Origin of the sequence: Leifsonia sp. Root227 (genome assembly GCF_001428745.1) — a bacterium.
Classification (GTDB): Bacteria; Actinomycetota; Actinomycetes; order Actinomycetales; family Microbacteriaceae; genus Leifsonia.
Genome location: NZ_LMIO01000003.1, coordinates 712,014 through 733,627 on the forward strand (window position 1 = coordinate 712,014; position 21,614 = coordinate 733,627).

General features: G+C 68.9%; 21 protein-coding genes and 1 riboswitch. Of the genes, 6 read left to right on the top strand and 15 right to left on the bottom strand.

Going from position 1 to position 21,614, the window contains the following annotated elements; all coding sequences use genetic code 11:
• Positions 1-4: 4 nt before the first annotated feature.
• From ASE16_RS13385 to ASE16_RS13420, 8 genes are all read right to left on the bottom strand, one after another.
• The gene (locus ASE16_RS13385; RefSeq protein ID WP_055895667.1) at positions 5-361 is read right to left on the bottom strand and encodes a cupin domain-containing protein; all 357 of its coding nucleotides are present in this window, start codon (positions 359-361) and stop codon (positions 5-7) included.
• The gene (locus tag ASE16_RS13390) at positions 361-1,281 is read right to left on the bottom strand and encodes an ABC transporter permease (RefSeq protein WP_235500489.1); all 921 of its coding nucleotides are present in this window, start codon (positions 1,279-1,281) and stop codon (positions 361-363) included. Before ASE16_RS13390 ends, ASE16_RS13385 begins: the two co-directional genes overlap by 1 nt.
• Positions 1,278-2,285, bottom strand: a complete 1,008-nt coding sequence (locus ASE16_RS13395) for an ABC transporter permease (RefSeq protein ID WP_082581442.1) — start codon at positions 2,283-2,285, stop codon at positions 1,278-1,280. The genes ASE16_RS13390 and ASE16_RS13395 overlap by 4 nt, the downstream gene beginning before the upstream one ends.
• A complete protein-coding gene (locus ASE16_RS13400; protein ID WP_055895669.1) occupies positions 2,285-3,469 on the bottom strand; it encodes a spermidine/putrescine ABC transporter substrate-binding protein in 1,185 nt (394 codons plus the stop codon). Before ASE16_RS13400 ends, ASE16_RS13395 begins: the two co-directional genes overlap by 1 nt.
• The gene (locus ASE16_RS13405) at positions 3,469-4,599 is read right to left on the bottom strand and encodes an ABC transporter ATP-binding protein (RefSeq protein WP_055895671.1); all 1,131 of its coding nucleotides are present in this window, start codon (positions 4,597-4,599) and stop codon (positions 3,469-3,471) included. Before ASE16_RS13405 ends, ASE16_RS13400 begins: the two co-directional genes overlap by 1 nt.
• A gap of 73 nt (positions 4,600-4,672) precedes the next feature.
• Positions 4,673-6,079: an NAD(P)/FAD-dependent oxidoreductase gene (locus ASE16_RS13410; protein ID WP_055895673.1), complete on the bottom strand. Its 1,407-nt coding sequence runs from the start codon at positions 6,077-6,079 to the stop codon at positions 4,673-4,675.
• Positions 6,080-6,225: 146 nt separating this feature from the next.
• Positions 6,226-6,570: a cupin domain-containing protein gene (locus ASE16_RS13415; RefSeq protein ID WP_055895674.1), complete on the bottom strand. Its 345-nt coding sequence runs from the start codon at positions 6,568-6,570 to the stop codon at positions 6,226-6,228.
• Positions 6,571-6,597: 27 nt separating this feature from the next.
• Entirely contained in the window at positions 6,598-7,167 is a 570-nt protein-coding gene (locus tag ASE16_RS13420) for a carboxymuconolactone decarboxylase family protein (protein ID WP_055895677.1), read from the bottom strand.
• A gap of 85 nt (positions 7,168-7,252) precedes the next feature.
• Between ASE16_RS13420 and ASE16_RS13425 the strand changes: the two genes are divergently transcribed.
• On the top strand, positions 7,253-7,990 hold the full coding sequence (locus tag ASE16_RS13425) for a class I SAM-dependent methyltransferase (protein ID WP_055895679.1): 738 nt from the start codon (positions 7,253-7,255) through the stop codon (positions 7,988-7,990).
• On the opposite strand, the gene ASE16_RS13430 is transcribed toward ASE16_RS13425, so the two are convergent.
• The 7 genes from ASE16_RS13430 to ASE16_RS13460 all read right to left on the bottom strand — a co-directional run bounded on the left by ASE16_RS13430 (position 7,987) and on the right by ASE16_RS13460 (position 15,764).
• Positions 7,987-8,349, bottom strand: a complete 363-nt coding sequence (locus ASE16_RS13430; protein WP_055895681.1) for an iron chaperone — start codon at positions 8,347-8,349, stop codon at positions 7,987-7,989. The genes ASE16_RS13425 and ASE16_RS13430 overlap by 4 nt on opposite strands.
• A 41-nt stretch (positions 8,350-8,390) precedes the next feature.
• Entirely contained in the window at positions 8,391-9,857 is a 1,467-nt protein-coding gene (locus ASE16_RS13435; RefSeq protein ID WP_055896549.1) for an MDR family MFS transporter, read from the bottom strand.
• Between the two features lie 234 nt (positions 9,858-10,091).
• Positions 10,092-11,234, bottom strand: a complete 1,143-nt coding sequence (locus ASE16_RS13440) for a cysteine desulfurase family protein (RefSeq protein ID WP_055895683.1) — start codon at positions 11,232-11,234, stop codon at positions 10,092-10,094.
• Positions 11,231-12,091, bottom strand: a complete 861-nt coding sequence (gene nadC, locus ASE16_RS13445) for a carboxylating nicotinate-nucleotide diphosphorylase (RefSeq protein WP_055895685.1) — start codon at positions 12,089-12,091, stop codon at positions 11,231-11,233. The genes ASE16_RS13440 and nadC overlap by 4 nt, the downstream gene beginning before the upstream one ends.
• Positions 12,085-13,671 (bottom strand): L-aspartate oxidase, encoded by a 1,587-nt coding sequence (gene nadB / locus ASE16_RS13450; RefSeq protein WP_082581444.1) that lies wholly within the window; start codon positions 13,669-13,671, stop codon positions 12,085-12,087. The genes nadC and nadB overlap by 7 nt, the downstream gene beginning before the upstream one ends.
• A gap of 2 nt (positions 13,672-13,673) precedes the next feature.
• The gene (gene nadA, locus ASE16_RS13455) at positions 13,674-14,972 is read right to left on the bottom strand and encodes a quinolinate synthase NadA (protein WP_055895687.1); all 1,299 of its coding nucleotides are present in this window, start codon (positions 14,970-14,972) and stop codon (positions 13,674-13,676) included.
• Positions 14,973-14,978: 6 nt separating this feature from the next.
• Positions 14,979-15,764: an NUDIX hydrolase gene (locus ASE16_RS13460; RefSeq protein ID WP_082581445.1), complete on the bottom strand. Its 786-nt coding sequence runs from the start codon at positions 15,762-15,764 to the stop codon at positions 14,979-14,981.
• Between the two features lie 348 nt (positions 15,765-16,112).
• Here ASE16_RS13460 and ASE16_RS13465 point away from each other — a divergent pair, with 348 nt between their 5' ends.
• From ASE16_RS13465 to gcvH, 5 genes are all read left to right on the top strand, one after another.
• Positions 16,113-18,215, top strand: a complete 2,103-nt coding sequence (locus ASE16_RS13465; RefSeq protein ID WP_235500490.1) for an alpha/beta hydrolase — start codon at positions 16,113-16,115, stop codon at positions 18,213-18,215.
• 38 nt (positions 18,216-18,253) lie between these two features.
• Positions 18,254-18,913: a hypothetical protein gene (locus ASE16_RS13470; RefSeq protein WP_414843037.1), complete on the top strand. Its 660-nt coding sequence runs from the start codon at positions 18,254-18,256 to the stop codon at positions 18,911-18,913.
• A 125-nt stretch (positions 18,914-19,038) separates the two neighbouring features.
• Positions 19,039-19,644, top strand: coding sequence for a hypothetical protein (locus ASE16_RS13475; protein WP_157480379.1), 606 nt, complete (start codon positions 19,039-19,041; stop codon positions 19,642-19,644).
• Positions 19,645-19,786: 142 nt separating this feature from the next.
• A riboswitch (glycine riboswitch) is annotated at positions 19,787-19,887 on the top strand.
• A 169-nt stretch (positions 19,888-20,056) separates the two neighbouring features.
• Complete coding sequence (gene gcvT / locus ASE16_RS13480; protein WP_055895692.1) at positions 20,057-21,226, top strand: glycine cleavage system aminomethyltransferase GcvT; 1,170 nt, start codon at positions 20,057-20,059, stop codon at positions 21,224-21,226.
• Between the two features lie 2 nt (positions 21,227-21,228).
• Positions 21,229-21,600: a glycine cleavage system protein GcvH gene (gcvH, locus tag ASE16_RS13485; RefSeq protein WP_055895694.1), complete on the top strand. Its 372-nt coding sequence runs from the start codon at positions 21,229-21,231 to the stop codon at positions 21,598-21,600.
• Positions 21,601-21,614 lie beyond the last annotated feature (14 nt).

Genomic DNA, 21,614 nt, shown 5'->3' on the forward strand with positions numbered 1-21,614 from the left:
CGGCCTAGGCCAGCCACACCTTCCGCAGCGTCTCCGTCACCGTCCACACCGTCGCGTCCCCGGCGGTCAGGCGCACCACGTCGCCCGGCCCGACCGCGAGCACGTCGCCGGTCGCCGGGAACGCGATGGTCGCGCGTCCGGCGATCACCACGAACAGCTCGTCGTCCTCCACGTCGGTCGACGTGCCGGGGGTCATCTCCCAGACGCCCACCTCCACGTCGCCGAACGTGCCGAGCGACACCAGCCCGGTCGTCGGCGAGCCGGCGATCCGCTGCGCCTCGGGGACCGGCTCGTGCGCGAGCGGCGTGGCGAGCGCATCCACCCGTCCCGTGGCGGTGAGACCCGCCGTCGCGTCGCCCATCACGCGCTCGCCAAGGTCTTCGCCATCTCCTCCGTGGATGCGCCACTGCGGCGCAGCACGAACGCCACGACCGCGAGGGCGATCAGGGTGAGCACGAACATCACGGCGGACACCGCAGCGATCTCCGGCCGGAGGCCGACGCGGAGGGAGCTGAAGATATAGACGGGCCACGGGGTCGAGCCGGGGACCTGCACGAAGCTGGAGACGATCGTGTTGTCCAGGCTGAGGGTGAACGACATCAGCGCGCCGGCCCAGATCGCCGGGCTCGCCACGGGCAGCGTGATCTGCCAGAAGCGCTTCAGCGGTGGCGCGTACAGGTCGGCGGCGGCCTCCTCGAGGGCTTCGTCCATGCCCTGCATCCTGGCGCGCACGATGAACGTCACGACAGCGACGGACAGCACGGCGTGGGCGACGACGAGGCGCACCAGGCCGTTGCTGAACACGCCGATGCCGAAGTCCGTGCCAAGACTGACGAACCAGGGGAGCATCGAGACCGCATCCACGATCTCCGGCGTGAACAGGGTGATCGTCAGCAGCAGGGTCGCCCAGAGCACCCACGACGTGCGCGCCTTGGACCGCGCGAGCGCCAGCCCGCCGAGCGTGCCGAGGATCGTCGAGAGGACCGCAGCGCCGAGCGCGGCCTCCAGCGACGTGACCACCGACGACCGGATCACCGGGTTCGCCCACGCGTTCACGTACGCGTCGAGCCCGAAGCCCTGCCAGGTGGCCAGCAGCCGCCCGGTGTTGAACGAGTACACCAGCATCACCAGGATGGGCAGGAACAGGAACGCGAACACCAGGATGCCCCACACCGTCAGCCCGATGTGCACCCCGTCGCGCCGCCGCCGCTTCCGCGGCCGGTCGCCGGACTCCCTGGTGCGGACCGCGGCCATCGCCTCTGTCGCCGTCTGCGTCGTCATGCCGCCGCTCCCTTCGTGAGGTCGACCCGTCGCGAGCGGCGGACCAGGAACCGGATGATCAGGGTCGCGCCGCCGACGACGACAACGGCCGCGGCGATGAACAGCATCAGTAGCACGGCCATCGCCGAGCCGAGCGCCCAGTTCTGCGCGGTGTTGAACTGGCTGGCCACGAGTTGGCCGACCATGTTGCCCTGCGCGCCGCCGAGCACGGACGCCGTGACGTAGTCGCCCATCAGCGGGATGAACACCAGCAGGCATCCGGATGCGATCCCGGGAGCAGCGAGCGGAAGCGTCACCTGCAGGAACGTGCGCACCCGGTTGGCTCCGAGGTCCGCGCTCGCCTCGCGCAACGGCTGGCCGGCGCGGTCCATGGCGACGTAGAGCGGCAGGATCATCAGCGGCAGGTAGTTGTAGACGACGCCGAGCTGCACCGCCGCCTGGGTGTAGAGCACGTCGAGGTTGCCGTGGATGATCCCGAGCCCCTGCAACGCGTCGGAGAGGAAGCCCTGCGGCGAGAGCACGATCTGCCAGCCGAGCGTGCGCACCAGGAAGTTGGTCCAGAACGGCACGAGCACGAGCGCCAGGGCGAGCGCGCGGTACTGCGGCCGCAGCTTCACCGCCAGCCAGTATGCGAACGGCACAGCGATCACCAGGCAGATCGCCGTGCCGAGCAGCCCGATCCGCAGGGTGTTCAGGAACGTGCCGAGGAAGGTCGCGTCCAGAGCCTCCGCGTAGCGGTCGAAGGACAGCTTGTCGTTGGCGTGCGCGGAGAACAGGTCGGGCTTGTAGCCGAAGCTGTACCAGAGCACGAGCGCCAGCGGAACGATGAAGAAGAACAGCACGAACGCCCAGGTCGGGAAGCCGGCCACGGTCGTGCCTGAGATCCGGGAGCGGAGGGGGCGGCGCTGTCGAGGCGCGCTCCCAGGGGCGGCGCGTCGGCCGTCGACGTCTTCGCCATCGAGGTGCTCGCCGCCGATGGAGGATGCGGTCGCTGTCGTCGTCATCACGAGCCTGCCTTCGCCATCATGCGGTTCACGATCGACACCAGCCGTTCGGCCGCGTCGTTGAGCTCGGCCGGGGTGAGCCGCGCGATCACCTCGTCGGAGGGGAACACCAGCTCGGGAAGGTCGAACCCCTCCTTCTTCGCCCGCTCCTTGAGGCCCTTCACGCCGGTCGAGTACCCGATGTAGTCGACCTCGCGGTAGGAGGCGTCCGGCTCCAGGATCGCGTCGATGAACGCGTACGCCGCATCCGGATGCTGAGCCCCCGTCGCGATGGCCCAGGTGTCCATCCAGAGGTTGGCGGTGGGCGTCGGATAGACGAACTTCCAGTTCTTCGGGACCGTGTCCGTCGCGAGCAGTCCCTGCCTTGCGTCGCCGTTGAACGCCTGGATGAGCGCGAAGGTGCCCTCGGGGATGCCGCTGGTGACCGCGGTCGAGTTGAACGCCTTGAGGTGCGGGGCGAGGGTGTTCACCAGGTACTGCTCCGCCGCATCCAGGTCGGCCTTCTTCGTCGTGTTCGGGTCGATGCCGTTGGCGGCGAAGTACATGCTGGTCACCTCCCACGGGTCTTCGAGCACGGCGACGTTCTTGCTCGCCTCCTTCTGGGCGGCGTCGAGGAAGTCGGCCCACGAGCTCATCGGGCGCGTGATGACGTTCGTGTCGTACGCGAACCCGGTGGTTCCCCAGTCCTTGCAGACCGTATAGACGTTGCCGCGGTCCCAGGACTGGTCGGTGTAGTTCGGGTCGAGGTTGCCGAAGTTGCGCAGGCGGGAGTGGTCGAGCTTCTGCAGCAGACCGTTCGCGGCCATCATCGGCACGTAGTTGCCTGTCGGGACGACGATGTCGTATCCACTCGTGCCGCGGGTGGCGCCGAGTTTGGCGATCATCTCCTCGTTGGAGCCGTAGCTGTCGAGCTGCACGGTCACGCCGGTCTTCTTCTGGAACGCGGAGATGTTGGCCGGGTCGTCGTAGTCGCCCCAGCTGTAGACGTTGAGCTGGCTCTCCAGCTTTCCGTCCGGAGCGATGGATGCGCCGAACGCGGTCTGCTTGCTGCACGCGCTGAGCGCCAGTCCGGCCGCCGTCACGGCGAAGCCGCTGAGCAGGGCGCGCCTGGTGATCCGTGCGGAACCCGCCTTCGGGATGAGGGCGACGACGTCGGCCGCTCGCCGGTCTCCGAGACCCGCCATCAGGCGGCCTCTGCGCCGGTGCCGGAGGCGGAAGGAGACGTGCCCGCGTCGTCGGCAGGGAAAACGTGAACCTCTGTCTCCTCCCAGCCGCACCACACGTCCTGCCCGGTGCTGAGGTGGGCTGCCTGGCCGGGGGCCTGCCGCGAGAGGAGCTCGACGCCCGCCGCCGTGACGACCACGTACTGGATCACATCGCCGAGGAACGAGATCCCGGCAAGCGTGCCGCGCACGGCGTTCGTCTCCGGACGTTCGGCGACGACGGTGACCGCCTCCGCGCGCACGGCGACCCGCACGCGATCGCCTGCGTGCGCATCCTGTCGTCCGGCCGCAGAGCCGACCGGCCCGTCTGCGGCGAGCAGCACGCCGTCCTGCTGCACGGTCGCGTCGAGGAAGTTCTGCTTGCCGATGAACCCGGCCACGAAGGCGTTCGCGGGAGACAGGTACACCGACTCCGTCGATCCGACCTGCTGCACGGCGCCGCCCTGCATCACCACGATGCGGTCGCTCATCGAGAGCGCCTCCTGCTGGTCGTGAGTGACGAACACGAACGTGATGCCGAGCTGGCGCTGCAGCAGCTTCAGTTCGATCTGCATCTCCTCGCGCAGCTTGCGGTCGAGCGCTGACATCGGCTCGTCGAGCAGGAGAACGCGCGGCCGGTTGACGAGCGCGCGGGCCAGGGCGACACGCTGCTGCTGCCCGCCGGAGAGCTTCTGCGGGCTGCGGTCTGCGAACCCGCCCATCCGTGCCATGTCGAGCGCATCCCGCACCCGGCCGGCGATCTCGGCGCGCGGCACCCGCTTCTGCCGCAGGCCGTATGCGACGTTCTCTGCCACGGTCATGTGCGGGAACAGCGCGTACGACTGGAACACGGTGTTGACGGGGCGCTTGAACGGCGGCGTGTTCAGGACACTCGCCCCGCCGACCAGGATGTCGCCGGCATCCGGATGCTCGAACCCGGCGATCATCCGCAGCAGCGTCGTCTTGCCGCAGCCGGACGGCCCGAGGAGGGAGATGAACTCGCCGCTGTGCACGTCGAGGTCGATGTGATCGACCGCCGTCTGCGAGCCGAACAGTTTGGTGACGCCGCGCAACTGCACGGAGCCGTCGGTCTCGGGTGGGCTGATCGTCATTGATGTTCTCCTCGGTACTGTCGGGGGCCGTGGTGGGAGCGGGGGGGAAGGGGGAGCGAGCTCGGAAGCGCGGTCAGCTATCGAAGCCCAGACCGACCGCATCCAGGGTCTTCAGGAACAGATTGCGCTTGCCGTCGTTGTGGTCGGCGCGGTCGAGCGATACGCGGGTCAGGTTGATGCCGATGGATGCGGCGGGCTCCAGAGGGAACGGGAGCGGCCTGCTCTTGACCATCGCCAGCTCTGTGCGCTCCGTGCTGCGCCCTGCGAGCAGGTCGAGCATCACCTTCGCGCCGAAGTGGGTGGCCGCGACGCCGAGCCCGGTGTATCCCGTCGCGTAGGCGACGCGGCCTCCCCTGGCGGAACCGAAGAACGCGCAGAACCGGCTGCAGGTGTCGATCGCGCCCGCCCACTTGTTGCTGAACCGCACGCCCTCCAGTTGCGGGAAGGTCGTGAAGAAGTGGCTGGCCAGCCGCTCGAAGGTCTCCGGCCGGTTCTCGTACTCCTCGCGCACGCGCCCGCCGTAGTGGTAGATCGCGTCGTAGCCGCCGAACAGGATGCGGTTGTCCGCTGAGAGCCGGTAGTAGTGGAACTGGTTGGCCGAGTCGCCGAGGCCCTGTCTGCCCGACCAGCCGATGGATGCGAGCTGCGCGTCCGTCAGCGGCTCCGTCATCAGCACGTAGTCATACACCGGAACGGTCGCCAGCCTGTTGCGCTTGAGCAGGCTCGGGAACACGTTGGTCGCGAGCGCTGTGCGCTCCGCGCGGACGACGCCGCGGGGCGTCTCGAGCACGGTGCCGTCTCCGATGCTCTGCACCGGACTGTTCTCGAAGATCTCGACGCCGGCGTCGGCGCAGGCGCTGGCGAGCGCCCTGGCGAGCTTGGCCGGGTGCACGAGCGAGGAGTCGCGCGTGCGGAGCAGGCCGCCGAGGTACGTCGGGGAGTGCACTTCGGCGCGCACGGCGTCTGCGTCGAGGAAGACCGCGTCGTCGCCGTCGACAGCCTCGCGCAGCCACTCCACCTGGTGGGGTTCGGTGGCGATGTCGATGGCGCCGTTGCGTTCGAAGTCGGCGTCGAGCCCGAGCTGCAGGATCGTGGACTCGATCTCGTCCAGGTTCTGCATCCCGAGCCGCTGGAGCTGGTCGAACTCCTGGGGGAACCGGCTGCGCCCGTTGTCCTCGCCGTGGGTGAGGCTGGCCTCGCAGAATCCGCCGTTGCGCCCGGACGCCGCCCAGCCGATGCGACGCGCTTCGAGCAGGACCACCCTCGCTGCCGGGTTCTCCTGCTTGGCGATGAGCGCCGTCCAGAGGCCGGAGTATCCGCCGCCGACCACCGCGAGATCGCAGCCGATGTCCCCGGTCAGTGTCGGGTACGCCTCTCCGGGCGCGTCCTCGGTCCAGAACACCGCCTGCCGCGTGTCCGCCAGAGCGTGCCGCACGACGGACGCGTCCGGGCGGCTTCGTTCGAATACGGTGCTGCCCACGGTGTCACGCGCCTCTCTGCCTGGTGTTTGGAACATTCTGCCTGTCCCCACCGACACAGAACGACCGATTCCGTACCGATTCCGACGAGTTTCCATCCATTTCGTCCGGCTAACCGCCGGGAAAGGTGCGAAAACCGTCGTTGCACTCAGGGGAACTCGATCGATGGCTCCTCGTCGGCGCCGACCGGGAAGTGCCCGAGGAAGGTCACGCCCTGGGGGCCTGCGTCGAAGCGCGCGATCCTGCCGCCCTCCGGCTCGTAGAACAGGTCGCCCGCGATGAGTACGCGCTCCTCGCCGCCCTCGGTCTGGTAGATCGCCGTCCCGGTCTCGATGCTCCCGATGACGGGGCCGTTGTGGACGTGCAGCCCGGACTCCGCGCCGGGCGCGATCGTGATGCGACGGCTCTGGATGCGACCGAACGGCCGCGGCTCCGGCAGCGTCACGTCCTGGACGACGACGCGGACGACAGGGTTCTCAGCAGACAGCTCCATGCCTCCGACACTAGCGAACAGCGCGCCTCAGAGGGGAGCGAGCAGCGCGCCGCGCAGCCGGTCGCTGAGTCCTGGCGGCACATCCACGTCGACAGCGAGGGCCTGGATCGCCCTGCTGAAGTAGTTGCGGGCGGCGGCCGCGAGAGTGATGTCGACGATCTCCCTGTCGGTGAAGCCCAGCTCGCGCAGCCGCAGGCTGTCCGCATCCGTCATCGCGTACGCGTCGCGGCCGATGCGCTCCGCGTACTCCATCATCGCCACCTCCGCCTCGCTCAGGTCTGCGTCGTGGTAGTCGCGGGCCACGCGTTCCAGCTGGTCCTCCTCGATCAGGGGAAGCGTCTTGCGGCCGTGCGCGAGCCGGCAGTGCTCGGAGTGGGTGCCCTGGGCGGCGGCGAGCGTGACCAGCTCGTAGCGGCGCATTCCGAGCTGGGAGACGATGGCTCGAACGAGCTGCTCCCAGGCCAGGTACGCCTCAGGGTTCACGGACATCGCTCGGGTGTGCGAAGCGACGTAGCCGAGGTCGCGCTCGTCTTTGGCGTAGATCGCGGCGACGTCGCCCTCCGCGTCCTCCGGTGCTGTCGTCGAGATGATGGACATGTCGTCCTCCTTCTTCGCTTTCCGCTGAGTCGCAGGACCCCTCCCCATGGTCGCACCGCGCCGGCGTCCCCGCTAGCGTTGAGCCGTGACCGAGGATGCCAGCTACCGTGACCCCCGTCTCGCCGCCCTCTACGACCGGATGAATCCCTACGCGGCCGACACCGAGTTCTACCTGGCATTCGGCGACGAGCATCCTGGCTCCCGCATCGTGGACATCGGATGCGGCACGGGGTTGCTGACCGTCGAGCTGGCGCGCAGAGGCCACCGGATGCTCGGGGTCGACCCGGCGGACGCCATGCTCCAGATCGCCCGCGCCCGCGATGGCGGCGATCTGGTCGAGTGGCTGACGGCCGACGCGAGCGCCCTGCCCGCTGCCGACGCCGACCTGGCGATCATGACGGGCCACGTCGCCCAGGTGTTCGTCACGGACGACGCCTGGCTGGATGCGCTCACCGCGGCCCGCCGTGCGCTGAAGCCAGGCGGACTCCTCGTGTTCGAGAGTCGCGACCCGCGCGCTCGGGCATGGCTGGGCTGGGACGACGGCCGCGAGGTCATCGAGACCGACGCCGGACAGGTGATCGCCTGGAACGAGGTCGCGGGGGAGTCCGCAGGGGTGGTCGGCCTCATCGGCCACTACGTACTGCCGGACGGCGAACACCTCACGGACGAAGGCGCGCTGCGCTTCCGCACGGAGGAGGAGCTGCGTGCATCCCTCGTCGGCGCCGGATTCGGGGTGCGCTCCGTCTACGGCGACTGGACGCGTGGCCCTGTCACCGACAGCACCACCGAGCTGATCGTGGTCGCCGAGGCCCGCCCCGTCTAGCGCGCCGCCTCTGCGACGCGGTACGCGATGATCGTGCGCAGCGTGTCGACGCCGAGCGGCGCATCAGGCGGGAAGTGCAGGGTCGCGCCGCTGAACGAGCCCTCGCTGAGCGTGCCATCCAGCGCGGCGGCGGCAGGGGGACTCATCAGCAGCAGACTGCACTCCTTCGCCGTGGCCGAGAGGCCGATCAGCCCCCTGCCGTGGTAGCGGAACACCGGCACCCGGTAGCTGATGACCTGCTCGGCCTCCGGCAGGAGTTCCACGATGCGGTCGCGGACCGTGCGCAGCGCTGCCGAGAACGGCTCCCCGATCCTGTCGAGGTATTCCTCGACCGTGTCCGCTTCGACCCCACGTGCCATGCTGACCTCCCGACCGGTTGCCGCGACGTCTCCGCGCGATGTCAGTGCGCGAAGGCTCCTTCCGGCGCGATCACATCGGCCGGTTTGCGGATGAAGAAGGCACCGACCACCCCGAACAGCGAGATGATCGCCGCCGCCAGGAACGCCGCCCTGATGCCGCCGGCGGTCGCCGCGTCGATGCTGACGCCGGAACCGACCAGCGTGGCCGTGTGAACCGACATGATCGCGACGAGCAGCGCCGTTCCCGCTGCTCCTGCAACCTGCTGCACCGTGCCGACGATCGCGCTGCCGTGCGAGTACAGGTTCGGCGGAACGGCGCCGAGGCCGGCGGTGAACAGCGGTGTGAACATCAGCGCCAGGCCGATGCTCAACGTGACGTGTCCGGCGAGGATCAGATACTGCGACGTGTGCTCGGTGATGAGCGTGAACCCCCACAGCACCAGGCTGACCAGGATCGCGCCGGGCACCACCAGCACGCGCGGGCCGAACCTGTCGTAGATGCGTCCGACGAACGGCGCGATCAGCCCCATCACCAGCCCGCCGGGCAGGAGCAGCAGCCCGGTCGCGAGCGTGTCGAGGTGCAGGACGTGCTGCAGGTAGAGCGGGAGCACGATGATCACGCCGAACATCGCCGCCGTGCTGATCGCCATGAGCACGATCGACACCGTGAAGATGGGAGACCGGAAGGTGCGCAGGTCGAGCAGCGCCCTGTCCTGTCGCTGCAGCAGCAGCTGGCGCAGGATGAACGCGGCGAGAGCCACGACGCCGACCACGATCGACACCCACATCACCACGGGAGACGAGCCAGGGCCGGACTCAGCGGTCTGGGTGAGGCCGTAGAGCAGCCCGCCGAAACCGAACGCGGAGAGGATCACCGAGAGCACGTCGATCTTGACCTTCTGCGGCTCGGTCACGTTCTCGACGAACCTGATGCCGATGAGCAGCATGACCACGGCGATCGGCAGCACGATCAGGAAGATCCAGCGCCAGTCGAGGTAGTTGAGGATGAAGCCGGAGATGGTCGGGCCGATGGCGGGCGCGACGGAGATGACGATGGAGACGTTGCCCATCGTGCGGCCGCGCTTCGCGGGCGGCACCAGGGTCATCAGCGTCGTCATCAGCAGGGGGATCATGATCGCGGTGCCGGACGCCTGGATCACGCGGGCGACGACGAGCAGACCGAATCCGGGGGCGATCGCGGCGGACAGCGTTCCGAGCGAGAACAGGCTCATCGCGGCGATGAAGATGCTGCGCGTGCTGAACCGCTGCAGCAGGAACCCGGTGATCGGGATGACCACCGCCATCGTGAGCATGAACGCCGTGGACAACCACTGGGCGGCGAGCGCGTCGACCCTGAGGTCGTCCATCAGCTTGGGGATGGCGACCGACATGATCGTCTCGTTGAGGATGACGACGAAGGTGGCCGACAGCAGCAGCCAGATCACCCGGTTGTTGCGCTTGGTGTGATCGGGGGCAGCGACGGTTCCGACCGGTGCGGCTTCTCCCACCCGGCTGTCGGCGGCGCGTTCGGCGGCCGCGTGGTCGTCGAAGGCGGGGTCGGCGAGCGCCTCGGGCGCAGGAGGGGTGTTCTCGGTCACGGATTCGAGCGTAGTGAAGAGCACTGACATGCGGGGTTTCCGCAGCGTTAACGTTCGCCGCGTTCACTCTGCGCGTAATCCATGCGTGCGCATCCGCGGACGCCTGGCCCAGCGCCGCAGCCTGGCTCAGCGCCGCAGCCTGGCTCAGCGCCGCAGCCCGGCCACTTCCCGCACTGCGTCGCCGACCGCTGGGGCGACGGAGGCGAGCGTGGCCGCATCCACCTCTGGTCCCCAGGAGAACCGCACCGCCGTGCGCGCCACGTCCTCGTCGTAGCCGAGGGCGAGCAGCACGTGCGACGCGTCCTCGCTTCCCGCCGCGCACGCCGACCCGCTCGACGAGACCACGCCGCGGCGCTCCAGCTCGAGCAGAATGGTCTCCCCGTTGCTGCCGGGGAACACGAACGACGCTGTGCCGGGAAGGCGGGACGACGGATGCCCGGTGAGGCGCGCATCCGGAACCTCGGCGAGCACGGCGGCGACGAACGCATCCCGCGCTGTCGTCGCGGCCAGAGCGTTGGCCGCCTGATGCTCGGTCGCCAGCCGGACGGCAGCGGCGAGCCCCACAGCACCGGCGACGTTCTCCGTCCCAGAGCGGCGGCCGCGTTCCTGCCCTCCGCCGTGCAGCACGGGCTCGACGGGGATGCGCCCGCGCACGTACAGCGCGCCGATGCCCTTCGGAGCGCCGAGCTTGTGGCCGGAAATACTGAGCGCATCCACGCCGAGGCTTCCAACGTCGAGCGGCAGCCAGCCGGCCGCCTGCACGGCGTCGGTGTGGAACGGGATGCGCAGCTCGCGCGTCATGGCGGCCAGTTCGGCGATCGGCTGGACGGTGCCGACCTCGTTGTTGGCGAGCATCACGCTCGCGAGCGTCGTGTCCGGACGCAGCAGCGCGGCGAACGCGTCGACGTCCACCAGTCCGTCCCTGCCGACTGGCGTGACATCCACGGTGAAGCCGTGCTGCCGCGCCAGGTAGTCCGCAGAGGCGAGCACGGCCTCGTGCTCGATCGGCGTCGTGACGATGTGACGGCCGCGCGGGGAGGCGATGGCGATGCCCTTGACCGCGAGGTTGTCCGCCTCCGTGCCGCCGGAGGTGAACACGACTTCGGATGCGCGGCAGCCGAGCCACGACGCCACCGTCGCGCGGGCATCGGCCAGCGCCCGAGCAGCGGACTCGCCGACACCGTGGTGGCTCGACGGGTTGCCGAAGTCGCCGGTGAGGTACGGCCACATCGCCTCGAGCACCTCGCGGCGCACCGCCGAGGTGGCCGCCGCGTCGAGGTAGATCATGGCGTCGCGACCACCACGTCGAGCCCGAGGTCGAGCGCGCGGACGCTGTGGGTGAGCGCGCCGACCGAGATGACGTCGACACCGGTCTCCGCGACGGCGCGCACCGTCGACAGGTTCACGTTGCCGCTCGCATCCACCAGTGCCCGCCCCGCCACGAGCGCGACGCCATCGCGAAGCTGCTCGACCGTGAAGTTGTCGAGCATGATCGTGTCGATCCCCGCCGCGAGGACCGGCTCGATCTGGTCGATCCTGTCCACCTCGACCTCCAGATGGGTGGTGTGCGAGAGCTGCGCGCGCACGGCGAGCAGCGCATCCGTCACCGACAGCCCTGACTGCTCGGTGAGCACGGCGAGGTGGTTGTCCTTCGCCATCACGGCGTCTGACAGCGAGAACCGGTGGTTGTGCCCGCCGCCGGAGCGCACGGCGTGACGCTCGAAGGCGCGCAGCCCCGGCGTGGTCTTCCTGGTGTCCACGATCCGCGCTTTCGTGTGGGCGACCTCGGCGACGTACGACGCCGTGAGCGTCGCGATGCCGCTCATCCGCTGCACGAAGTTGAGCGCGACCCGCTCGGCCTGCAGCACGGAACGTGCCGGCCCGGACACGGTTGCGAGGGTATCGCCGGCCTGGAACGCGTCGCCGTCCGCGACGGCGAGCTCCACGACGATGCTCGGGTCGGTGATGGTCATGGCCGCGGCGAACACGGCGCCGCCGGAGAACGTGCCAGGCTCCCTCGCCGCCAGCCGAGCCGTTGCGGATGCCGTCTCCGGAATGAGCAGCGACGACGTGACGTCGCCCCACGGCGCGTCCTCGACGAGCGCCGCGCGCACGACGGTCTGGATGATCTGGTCGGTCAGCATGAAACGGTCACCTCGGTGTCGATCAACAGGGCTGCGTCGGCCGCGTCTGCAGTGCGCGCAGTGTGCCGCGCCTCGGCGGCCGTGGAGGGGAAATCGGAGCGGAAGTGCGCGCCGCGCGACTCCTCGCGGCCGAGCGCGGACGAGACGACGAGCCTGGCCAGGTCGAGCAGGTTGGCGTCCTCGCGCTCACGGCGCGTGCGTCCGCCCACCGCGGATGCGCGCCACCCGGCGAGCACGCCGGCCGCGGCTTCGAGCCGTTCCCGGTCGCGGTGCACGCCTGCTGTGTCCCAGAGCAGCGTCTGGAGCTGCGCCCGGTCGACGGGGACCGCATCCACGTGCTCGCCGGGGGTGGCGGCGACGAGCGCGCCGTCCAGCCACGCCGGTGCCTCCGGCCAAGCGACCGCATTCGGCCACGCCCCGCTCTCGTCGATCGCCGCCACGGCCCTGTGCGCGAACACCAGTCCCTCCAGCAGCGAGTTCGATGCGAGCCTGTTCGCCCCGTGCGCTCCGGTGCATGCCACCTCTCCGACCGCGTACAGGCCGGGGAGCGTTGTGCGTCCGCTGGTGTCGGTGGCGACGCCGCCCATCCAGTAGTGGGCGGCCGGCGTGACGGGAACCGGCTCGCGGGACCAGTCCATCCCGGCTGCGCGGCAGGCGGCGTCGATGGTGGGGAAGCGCCTGGCCAGGAACTCCGCACCGAGCGCGGTCGCGTCGAGCACCACGGGACGGCCGCCCTGCGCTGCCACCTCCACGGCGATGCCGCGGGCGACCACGTCGCGCGGGGCGAGTTCCGCATCGGGATCCACGTCGAGCATGAAGCGCTCGCCGCGCGCGTTGCGCAGCACGGCGCCCTCGCCGCGCACGGCCTCCGACACCAGGAACGAGCCGGGGATCGCGAGCGCGGTGGGGTGGAACTGGTAGAACTCCAGGTCGGCGACGGCCGCGCCGGCCCGCCAGGCGGCTGCGACCCCGTCCCCGGTGGTCACCGCCGGATTGGTGGTGTGCGCGTAGAGCTGGCCTGCGCCGCCGCTGGCGAGGATCACCGCGTCGGCGTCGAGCACGTCGGCCGTCCCGTCGGCCAGGAGCAGTTCGACGCCGGTGACGGCTCCGTCCGCCACGACGAGGTCGCAGAGGAACGCCTGCTCCACGATGCGCGCCCCGGAGGCACGAACAGCGCGCACCAGCGCACGCTCGATCTCGGCGCCGGTCGCATCCCCGCCGGCGTGCAGCACGCGCGCGTTCGAGTGCGCCGCCTCCAGCCCGCGAGCCAGGTCGCCGCCGGAGCGGTCGAACGCGACGCCGAACGCGAGGAGGTCGCGGATGCGGTCTGGGCCTTCCGCACAGAGGGCGACCACCGCATCCCGCACGTTGAGGCCCGCCCCGGCGCGCAGCGTGTCGTCCACGTGCGACGCGACGCTGTCGTCAGGGAAGTAGGCCGCGGCGATCCCGCCCTGCGCGTACGCCGTGTTGCTCTCGACGAGCTCGGCCTTCGTCACGAGCGTGACGCTGTGCGTCCTGCTCGCCTCCACGGCGGCGACGAGCCCGGCGATGCCGCTGCCGACCACCACGATCCGCGACATGGTCAGGCCGCCATCGTGGTGTCCGGCCGCGCGGCGAGCATGCGCTCCAGCGCGACCCGCGCGGGCTCCGCCACCTCAGGTCCGACCTGGATGCGGTTCAGCACCTCGCCGCGCACCAGCCCCTCCAGCACCCAGGCCAGATAGCCGGGGTGGATGCGGTACATGGTCGAGCACGGGCAGACCACCGAGTCGAGGCAGAAGATGGTGTGCTGCGGGAACTGCGCCGCCAGCCGCTGCACCAGGTTGATCTCGGTGCCGATCGCGAACGTCGACCCTGCGGGGGCGGCCGCGATGGCCTTGACGATGTAGTCGGTCGAACCGTACTCGTCCGCGGCGTCGACGACGGCCATCGGGCACTCCGGGTGCACGATCACGCGCACGCCGGGGAACTCGGCGCGGGCGTGCTCGATCTGACCGACCGTGAAGCGCTTGTGCACGGAGCAGAATCCGTGCCAGAGGATGACGCGCGCATCCTGCAGGGTGTCCTCGTCGCTGCCGCCGAGCGGCTTGCGCGGGTTCCACAGCGGCATCTGCTCGACGGGCACGCCCATCGCCTTCGCTGTGTTGCGGCCGAGGTGCTGGTCGGGGAAGAACAGCACGCGCTGGCCGCGCTCGAACGCCCACTTCAGCACGGTCTCCGCGTTGGACGAGGTGCAGACGATGCCGCCGTGCTCGCCGCAGAAGCCCTTGAGCGCCGCAGAGGAGTTCATGTAGGTGACGGGGATGACGGGAACGCGGCCGTCAGCATCCGGTTCGGTGCCGTAGAGCTCCTCGAGCTGCTCCCAGCACTCGGTCACCGAGTCGATGTCGGCCATGTCGGCCATCGAGCACCCAGCGGCGAGGTTCGGCAGGATGACCGCCTGCTCCGGCCGGGAGATGATGTCGGCGGTCTCCGCCATGAAGTGCACACCGCAGAAGACGATCGTTTCCGCCTCCGGCTTGGCCTTGGCGGCGTTGGCGAGCTGGAACGAGTCGCCGACGAAGTCCGCGTACTGCACCACCTCGTCGCGCTGGTAGAAGTGGCCGAGGGTCACCACCCGGTCGCCGAGTGTGGCCTTCGCGGCCATGATGCGGTCGTGCAGTTCCTCCGCGGAGGCGGTGCGGTACTCGTCGGGCAGCTCGCCCTGGCGGGGAGCATCCACCGGGATGGGGTCGGCCATCGACGCGCCTGGGCCGTACGAGGGCGCCAGGGAGTCGAACGTCCACGGGGCGTCGACGAGGTCGGGGGTGCAGGTCTCGCCGTTCAGCTCGCCGGTGGCGATGAGCTGGATGGTGGTGTCGACCGAGGCGATGGTGCTCATTCTTCTCTACTCTCGAACGGGTGCTGCTGCTGGTGTCGATGCGGGGGACGAAGCTGCTGGGGAGGTGGCTGCTGGGGATGCGAACGGATGCTGCTGGCGGGGGAGCGGGCCGGCGTCGGCCAGGTCGATGGAGTCGTTGTACCGGTAGAGGCGCGGCGGCCGGTGCCTGGTGCCGGTGAGGTACTGGTCGGTGGCGACCACGGCGCCGGAGCCCTCGATGGTGCGCCGGAAGTTGGCGGGGTCGAGCGGCCGGCCGAGCACGGCCTCGTGCACCTCGCGGAGCTGGGCGAGGGTGAACGTCTCGCCGAGGAAGGCGTGCGCGATGCGCGAGTACTCCATCTTCGTGCGCAGCCGCCAGAGGGCGTACTCGACGATGAGCTTGTGGTCGAAGGCGAGGCTCGGCAGGTCGTCTGCTGGGAACCAGCGCACGTTCTCGCCGACGCTCGCGAGCGCGGCCTCCTCGCTGCGGACCAGCGCCCAGTAGACGATCGAGACGACGCGCTCAGCGCCCGTCGAGCGGGAGGCGTCGCCGAACGCGTAGAGCTGCTCCAGGTAGCGCGGGGTGAGGCCGGTGGTGTCGTTGAGGGTGCGGGCGGCGGCGAAGGCGAGATCCTCCTCGCCGTGCAGCGGCCCGCCCGGCAGCGCCCAGCATCCCTCGAACGGCTGGCGAACGCGGCGGACGAGCGGAAGCCACACGCTCGCGATGTCGCCGGTCTGGTCGTCGTTGCGGAGCGAGAAGATCACCGTGGACACGGCGAGCACGGCGCTGACGCGTTCACTGTTCGCTGCCATGCGGTCCCTCCCTCACTAAAAGTCACCGTGACCCTAAGGTGCACTCATCTTAGTGTCATCTCGACCAGAACCACAAACCCCACGTTTGGCCCTCAAAGGTGGGCGAATCATGTCACATATTTGTCGCTATGCTTTCTCTATAATAATGTGTAGAAATGTTTAGACGACAGATGGTCAGATCAATTGATGTCGATGCGGATCAGTTGAGGGCCGGCGCGAAAGCGCTGAAGGGCGCCGTCACCGGATCTCGTCCTTCGGCGGATGAGTCCGACGGGTTCGGCGCATCGGTCGCTCTGGGCGCTGTGAGAAGGTTCGAGGGCTACTGGGTCCGCGGTCAGTCGACGATCGATGAGCTGGTCGCAGGGCTCGGCGGCGCTCTTGACCTGGCGGCGGATACGTATCTTCGTCGGGATGCGGCGGATGCCCACGCGTTCCGGAGCGATCGGGGCGGCTTTCATGGGTTCTAGATGGGCGGACTGGTCGCCGGTCGGGTTCGACACGGATCCGGCGCCGGGTGATCAGGACATGGTGGAGGCCCTGGTCGTTCACTTGCGCACCTGGTCGGGCAGGCTCGAGCGTCAGTCGGTGGTGGCGAGACAGGTGCTGGACACGAACCTCGGGGCGTCGTCGTGGTCGGGGCTGGCCGCTGACGTGTTCTCTGCTCGGTTGCGCGCACTGGAGGCTGCAGCGGCGCAGGCGGCTGCACGGCACACCGAGGGCGTCGAGGCGGCGACCAGATGGTCGTCGTCGATGATGTTCGCGCAGGGTGACGCGGATCGTGCGTTGCGCGACGCTGAGGAGGCGCTGGCAGATCTGGAAGCGGCCGAGGCGTCGGTGGCGGCGCTGGGCGCCGAGCAGGCTGCGTTGTCGGCGGCGTTGCGGGCGCTGGAGAAGGCGTACAACTCGCGCGAGAAGCCTGCGCCGGGGTCCTCTGCTCCTGGGCATGGGGAGGTGACGTCTGCCCGGCTGCGGGAGCAGGACGCGAGCGACAAGCTGGCGAGCGCGCGCTTCACGGTAGAAGACGCGCAGGAGCGGCTGGACGACGCCAAGCGGAGGGCCGAGCGGGCGAGGCGGGAGTACAGCGAGGCAGAGAAGACCTTCGCTGACGCTCTGGACGCTGCGTTGCATGGGGCGTCGGCGCCTATTCAACAGCTGGAGCTGCAGGCATTCGCGTCGGTCGTCGGCAAGCTCTCGCACATTTCCGCCTCGGCGAGCGTGAACGCGTCCCTGATGGCCACGTTGCAACGTTTGACTCCCGAGGAGCTGGCAGCGCTCGTGGCGTCGGATCCGAAGCTCGTCCAGCAGTTCTGGGAGCATCCACCGTCCGCGGACCAGGTCGCGAAATGGTGGTCGAGCCTCGGGGACGAGGCGAAGGACGCGTTCGAGACGGCGGCGCCTGGTGTCTTGGGCAACCTGGCCGGGCTGCCGTACGGGGTTCGCGACCGCTGCAATCGCGCCGTCTACGAAGTGGCGCTGCTGCGCACGATCAGCCTGACTCCGGAGCAGCGGAAGATGCTGGCCGCTCTTGAGAAGGTCCTTGCCGACCCGTCAGCATCGTTGGTGTCCCTCAACCTGGACGCGACGGTGCCGATGGTCGCGGTCGGGTACGGCGACCTGGACACAGCGGACACGGTGACGTGGGCGGCTCCCGGGATGAACTCCGACGCGGCGGATGCGACCGAAGGCTGGTCGCGCGCCGCGAGAAACCTGTACGACGAGCAAAACCGCCTCGATGCTGGTCGGTCGCTTGCTGTGGTGGGGTGGTTGGGGTATGACACTCCGGATCTGGTGAGTGTGAGCACTCCGGCGTCGGCGCAGGACGGGTCGTGGCGGTTCGCGAACGAGCTGGACGGGACGCACGCCACCCGTTCGGCGTCTGCGTCCGCGTCGTTCCCGTATGTGTCGGTGGTGGCTCATTCCTACGGAACGACGATGGCGGCCGATGCGCTGACGCGGGTCACGCACGCGGTGGATTCGTTCACGATGCTGGGGTCGGCAGGGATCGACACGCAGGTGGTCACGTCCTTGTCGGATCTCCGGGTGAAGCAGGCGGGCGAACAGCCCGCGATCTACACCACATCGGCTCGGTTGGACTTCCTCGCGCCGTTCGGTTCGGCGGTGGGCGGGCGTGCGGAACCGAACCCCGAGGCGCTTGCCAATCCGGGGACGATGTTCGCAATGCCGATGACGGGGTTGACCATGCCGAAGTCAATGAGTGGTGCGCAGTCGTTCTCGTCCGAGGGGACGGTTCTGCCAAGCGGTGAAGTGTTGAAACAAACCAAGGGCCACAGCGTCTTGGGTGAGAACACGGACGGGCCGAACGCCCTCAACGGGATCGCACCGGAAGGCTCCGGCTACTTCGACAAGGGTACGGAGGCCTTGCGGAACGCGAGCTATACAACGATCGGTCTGCCCGACAATGTAGCCGGTGGCTTGAGGTCCACCCGATGAGTCGGAGGCCGGCAGAGTTCGTTGTTTGCTTCGAGAAGATGTGTGCCGTGGCTGCTGCAGCAGCCGTGGTGGTGTCGGTTTTGGGAGGGTGTATGTCTGTTCCTGTTTTGAGTGATCCTGTTCCGCAGACTCCGGGTGCGCCGCAGAAGACGATCACGGAGTTGTTGACGCAGTGGGCGGATCTCACCGACGCTGCGATCGCTGCGACCGGTGTCACGGACGGCTGGTTTCGCGGGCCGATCCAGGATCAGAGGCCGTGGGATCCGGCCGCGGAAGACGTGAGTCTGCCACCGTGTGGGACGGTCGGGTCAAAGACGGCTCACCAGGTGAGCAACAATGTGACGCATGCTGCGTTCGAGGAGGACCCGCATCCGATTGCGGACAAGCTCACGGCGTATTGGGAGAGCAAAGGGTTCACGGTGACGCGCACCGTCGATTGGACCTCGCCCTCCGGCAAAATGGATGTCTCGATCCGTGCCGTGCGGTCGGACGGGGTGTTCTACGGACTTGGCGTCACCAGCACGATCGTCTCCATCGATGTTTCGTCGGAGTGCTCTACCGATCCCTCCATCGACACGTGGGCGCGTGAGAAGTCGCTGCGGAATCCGCGCTCACCGTCTCCAACCCCGTCTCCGTCGCCTGCTGCCGGAGCGGATGCCCCCGCAGCGGGCGCCGATGAGTGGTTCTCGTGGATGTGACCCGGCTACGACGGCCCATGCCAGGCCCGACCTGGCATGGGCCACAGAGCGTTGCGACCGTCAAGGGTCGACTGGCGAGGGCGTGTGCCGCAGCAGCCGCGGTGGTGTCGGTTTTGGGAGGGTGTATGTCTGTTCCCGTTTTGAGTGATCCTGTCCCGCAGAGTCCGGGTGCGCGGCAGAAGACGATCACGGAGTTGTTGACGCAGTGGGCGGATCTCACCGACGCTGCGATCGCTGCGACCGGTGTCACGGACGGCTGGTTCCGCGGCGCGATCCTGGACGGCAAGCCCTGGGATCCGGCCGCAGAGGAAGTCGCCCTGTCGCCGTGTGGGACGGTTGGGGCGAAGACCGCTCACCAGGTCGACGCCGACGTGATGCATGCCGCGTTCGAGGAGGACCCGCATCCGATTGCGGACAAGCTCACCGCGTATTGGGAGAGCGAAGGGTTCACGGTGACGCGCACCGTCGATTCAATCACCCCTTCCGGCTGGATGGGTATCTCAATCCGTGCTGTGCGATCGGACGGGGTGTATTACGGGCTAACGGCTACCAGCGATCAAGTGTCCATCGGCGTGAAGTCGGAGTGCTCTACCGATCCGTCCATCGACACGTGGGCGCGTGAGAAGTCGCTGCGGAATCCGCGCTCACCGTCTCCAACGCCGTCTCCGTCGCCTGCCGACCACGAGCAGGCCACGCTGTCGCTGTCCTTGAGGGCGTTGGAGAAGCCCTGACATCGCCCGCGAAAAGCCTGCGTGCGATGTCTTCGGCGCCCGTGCATACGGACGTGACACCTGACCCAGGGGCGATCCAGCGCAGGCGCGGCGCGTCGGATATGCTGGGCGCGCAGCACAGAAACTGAATACTGGGCCAATCGAGGTCGATGCGGGAGAGCCGGGAGCGCGAGAGCGCACAGCCGGCACCGAAGGAGCAATCCTCCCCGACAATCTCTCAGGTACGCGTACCGCATCGGACTGGCCACTCTGAAAAGCAGGACGACGACACGATCGCCGTCCTCGCCCACGGTGAAAGCCGCGCGCCAGCGCGGTGAAACTCTCAGGCCGGATGACAGAGGGGGAGTTCTCACACAGCCGCATCGCGGTCTGTGCCCAACTCCCGGCGACGGCCGGCGAATCGGAGAACTCAATGACCTCGCACGAATCGGACCGCCTCTCCCCGCTGCACGACGCCCACCAGGCGGCCGGGGCATCCTTCACGGACTTCGCCGGCTGGCAGATGCCCGTCCGCTACTCCAGCGACCTGGCGGAGCACCACGCTGTCCGGGATGCCGCAGGACTCTTCGACCTCTCGCACATGGCGGAGATCGTCGTCCTCGGCCCGGAGGCAGGAGCAGCGCTCGACTACGCGCTCGCCGGCAAGCTGTCCGCCATCGGCATCGACCAGGCCAAGTACAGCCTGCTGCTGTCGCGCTCCGGCGGCATCGTGGACGACCTGGTCGTGTACCGCACCGGTGAGGACCGCTACATGGTGGTCGCCAACGCGGCCAACCGCTACCAGGTGGTCGAGGAGCTGCGGGCGCGTACGGCGCCGTTCGACGCCGAGGTGTTCGACGAGAGCGACGACATCGCGCTGATCGCGGTGCAGGGTCCCGCCGCGCTGTCCATTCTGAGCGCGACGCCGGGCTTCGCCATCGAAGGCGGCTCGTACGACGGCGACGACGTGGCCGCCCGCCTCGACGGCCTCAAGTACTACTGGTCCATCCCGGCGCTGTACGAAGGGCATCCCGTGCTGATCGCGCGCACCGGGTACACGGGCGAGGACGGCTTCGAGCTGTACCTCGCGCCGGACAACGCCCCCCAGCTCTGGGATGCGCTGCTGGAGGCGGGAGCAGAGCAGGGCCTCGTCCCGGCCGGGCTCGCCAGCCGCGACACCCTCCGCCTCGAAGCGGGGATGCCGCTGTACGGCCACGAGCTCGGCCTCGACACCTACCCGGCGCAGGCCGGACTCGGCCGCGTCGTCAACCTCGCGAAGGACACCGACTTCGTCGGGCGTGCCGCCAGCGAGGACGGCCCGGACGCAGAGGCTCCCGTGCTCGTCGGCCTGATGGGCCACGGCAAGCGCGCCGCCCGCGCCGGATACCCGGTGTACGCGACGAGCGAGACGGACGGCGGAGACGCATCCGTCGGTGTGGTCACCTCCGGCGCACTCTCCCCGACCATCGGCGTGCCGATCGCGATGGCGTATGTCGCCCCTCGCTACGCCCGCCCAGGCACAGAACTGCACGTCGACATCCGCGGCAACCGTCTCGGATACACCGTCACCGCCCTCCCCTTCTACAGCAGAAAGAAGCGCTAGCCATGGCCGCAGAACAGGACCTCAAATACACCGCAGAGCACGAGTGGATCCTCGTGGACGGCGACGTCGCGACGGTCGGCATCACCGCGTACGCGGCCGAGAAGCTGGGCGACGTGGTGTTCGTCGAGCTGCCGGAAGTCGGCAGCGAGCTGGCCGAGGGCAAGGTCGTCGGCGAGATCGAGTCGACCAAGTCGGTCGGCGAGCTGTTCGCCCCTGTCGACGGCACGGTCACCGAGATCAACGACGCCGTCGTGGATGCGCCAGAGCTCGTCAACAGCGACCCGTTCGGTGAAGGCTGGCTCGTCAAGATCGCCTTCACCGCCCTCCCCACTCTTCTCAGCTACGACGAATACGCCGCCCTCACGGGCGAGTGAGGCATCAGCACTTC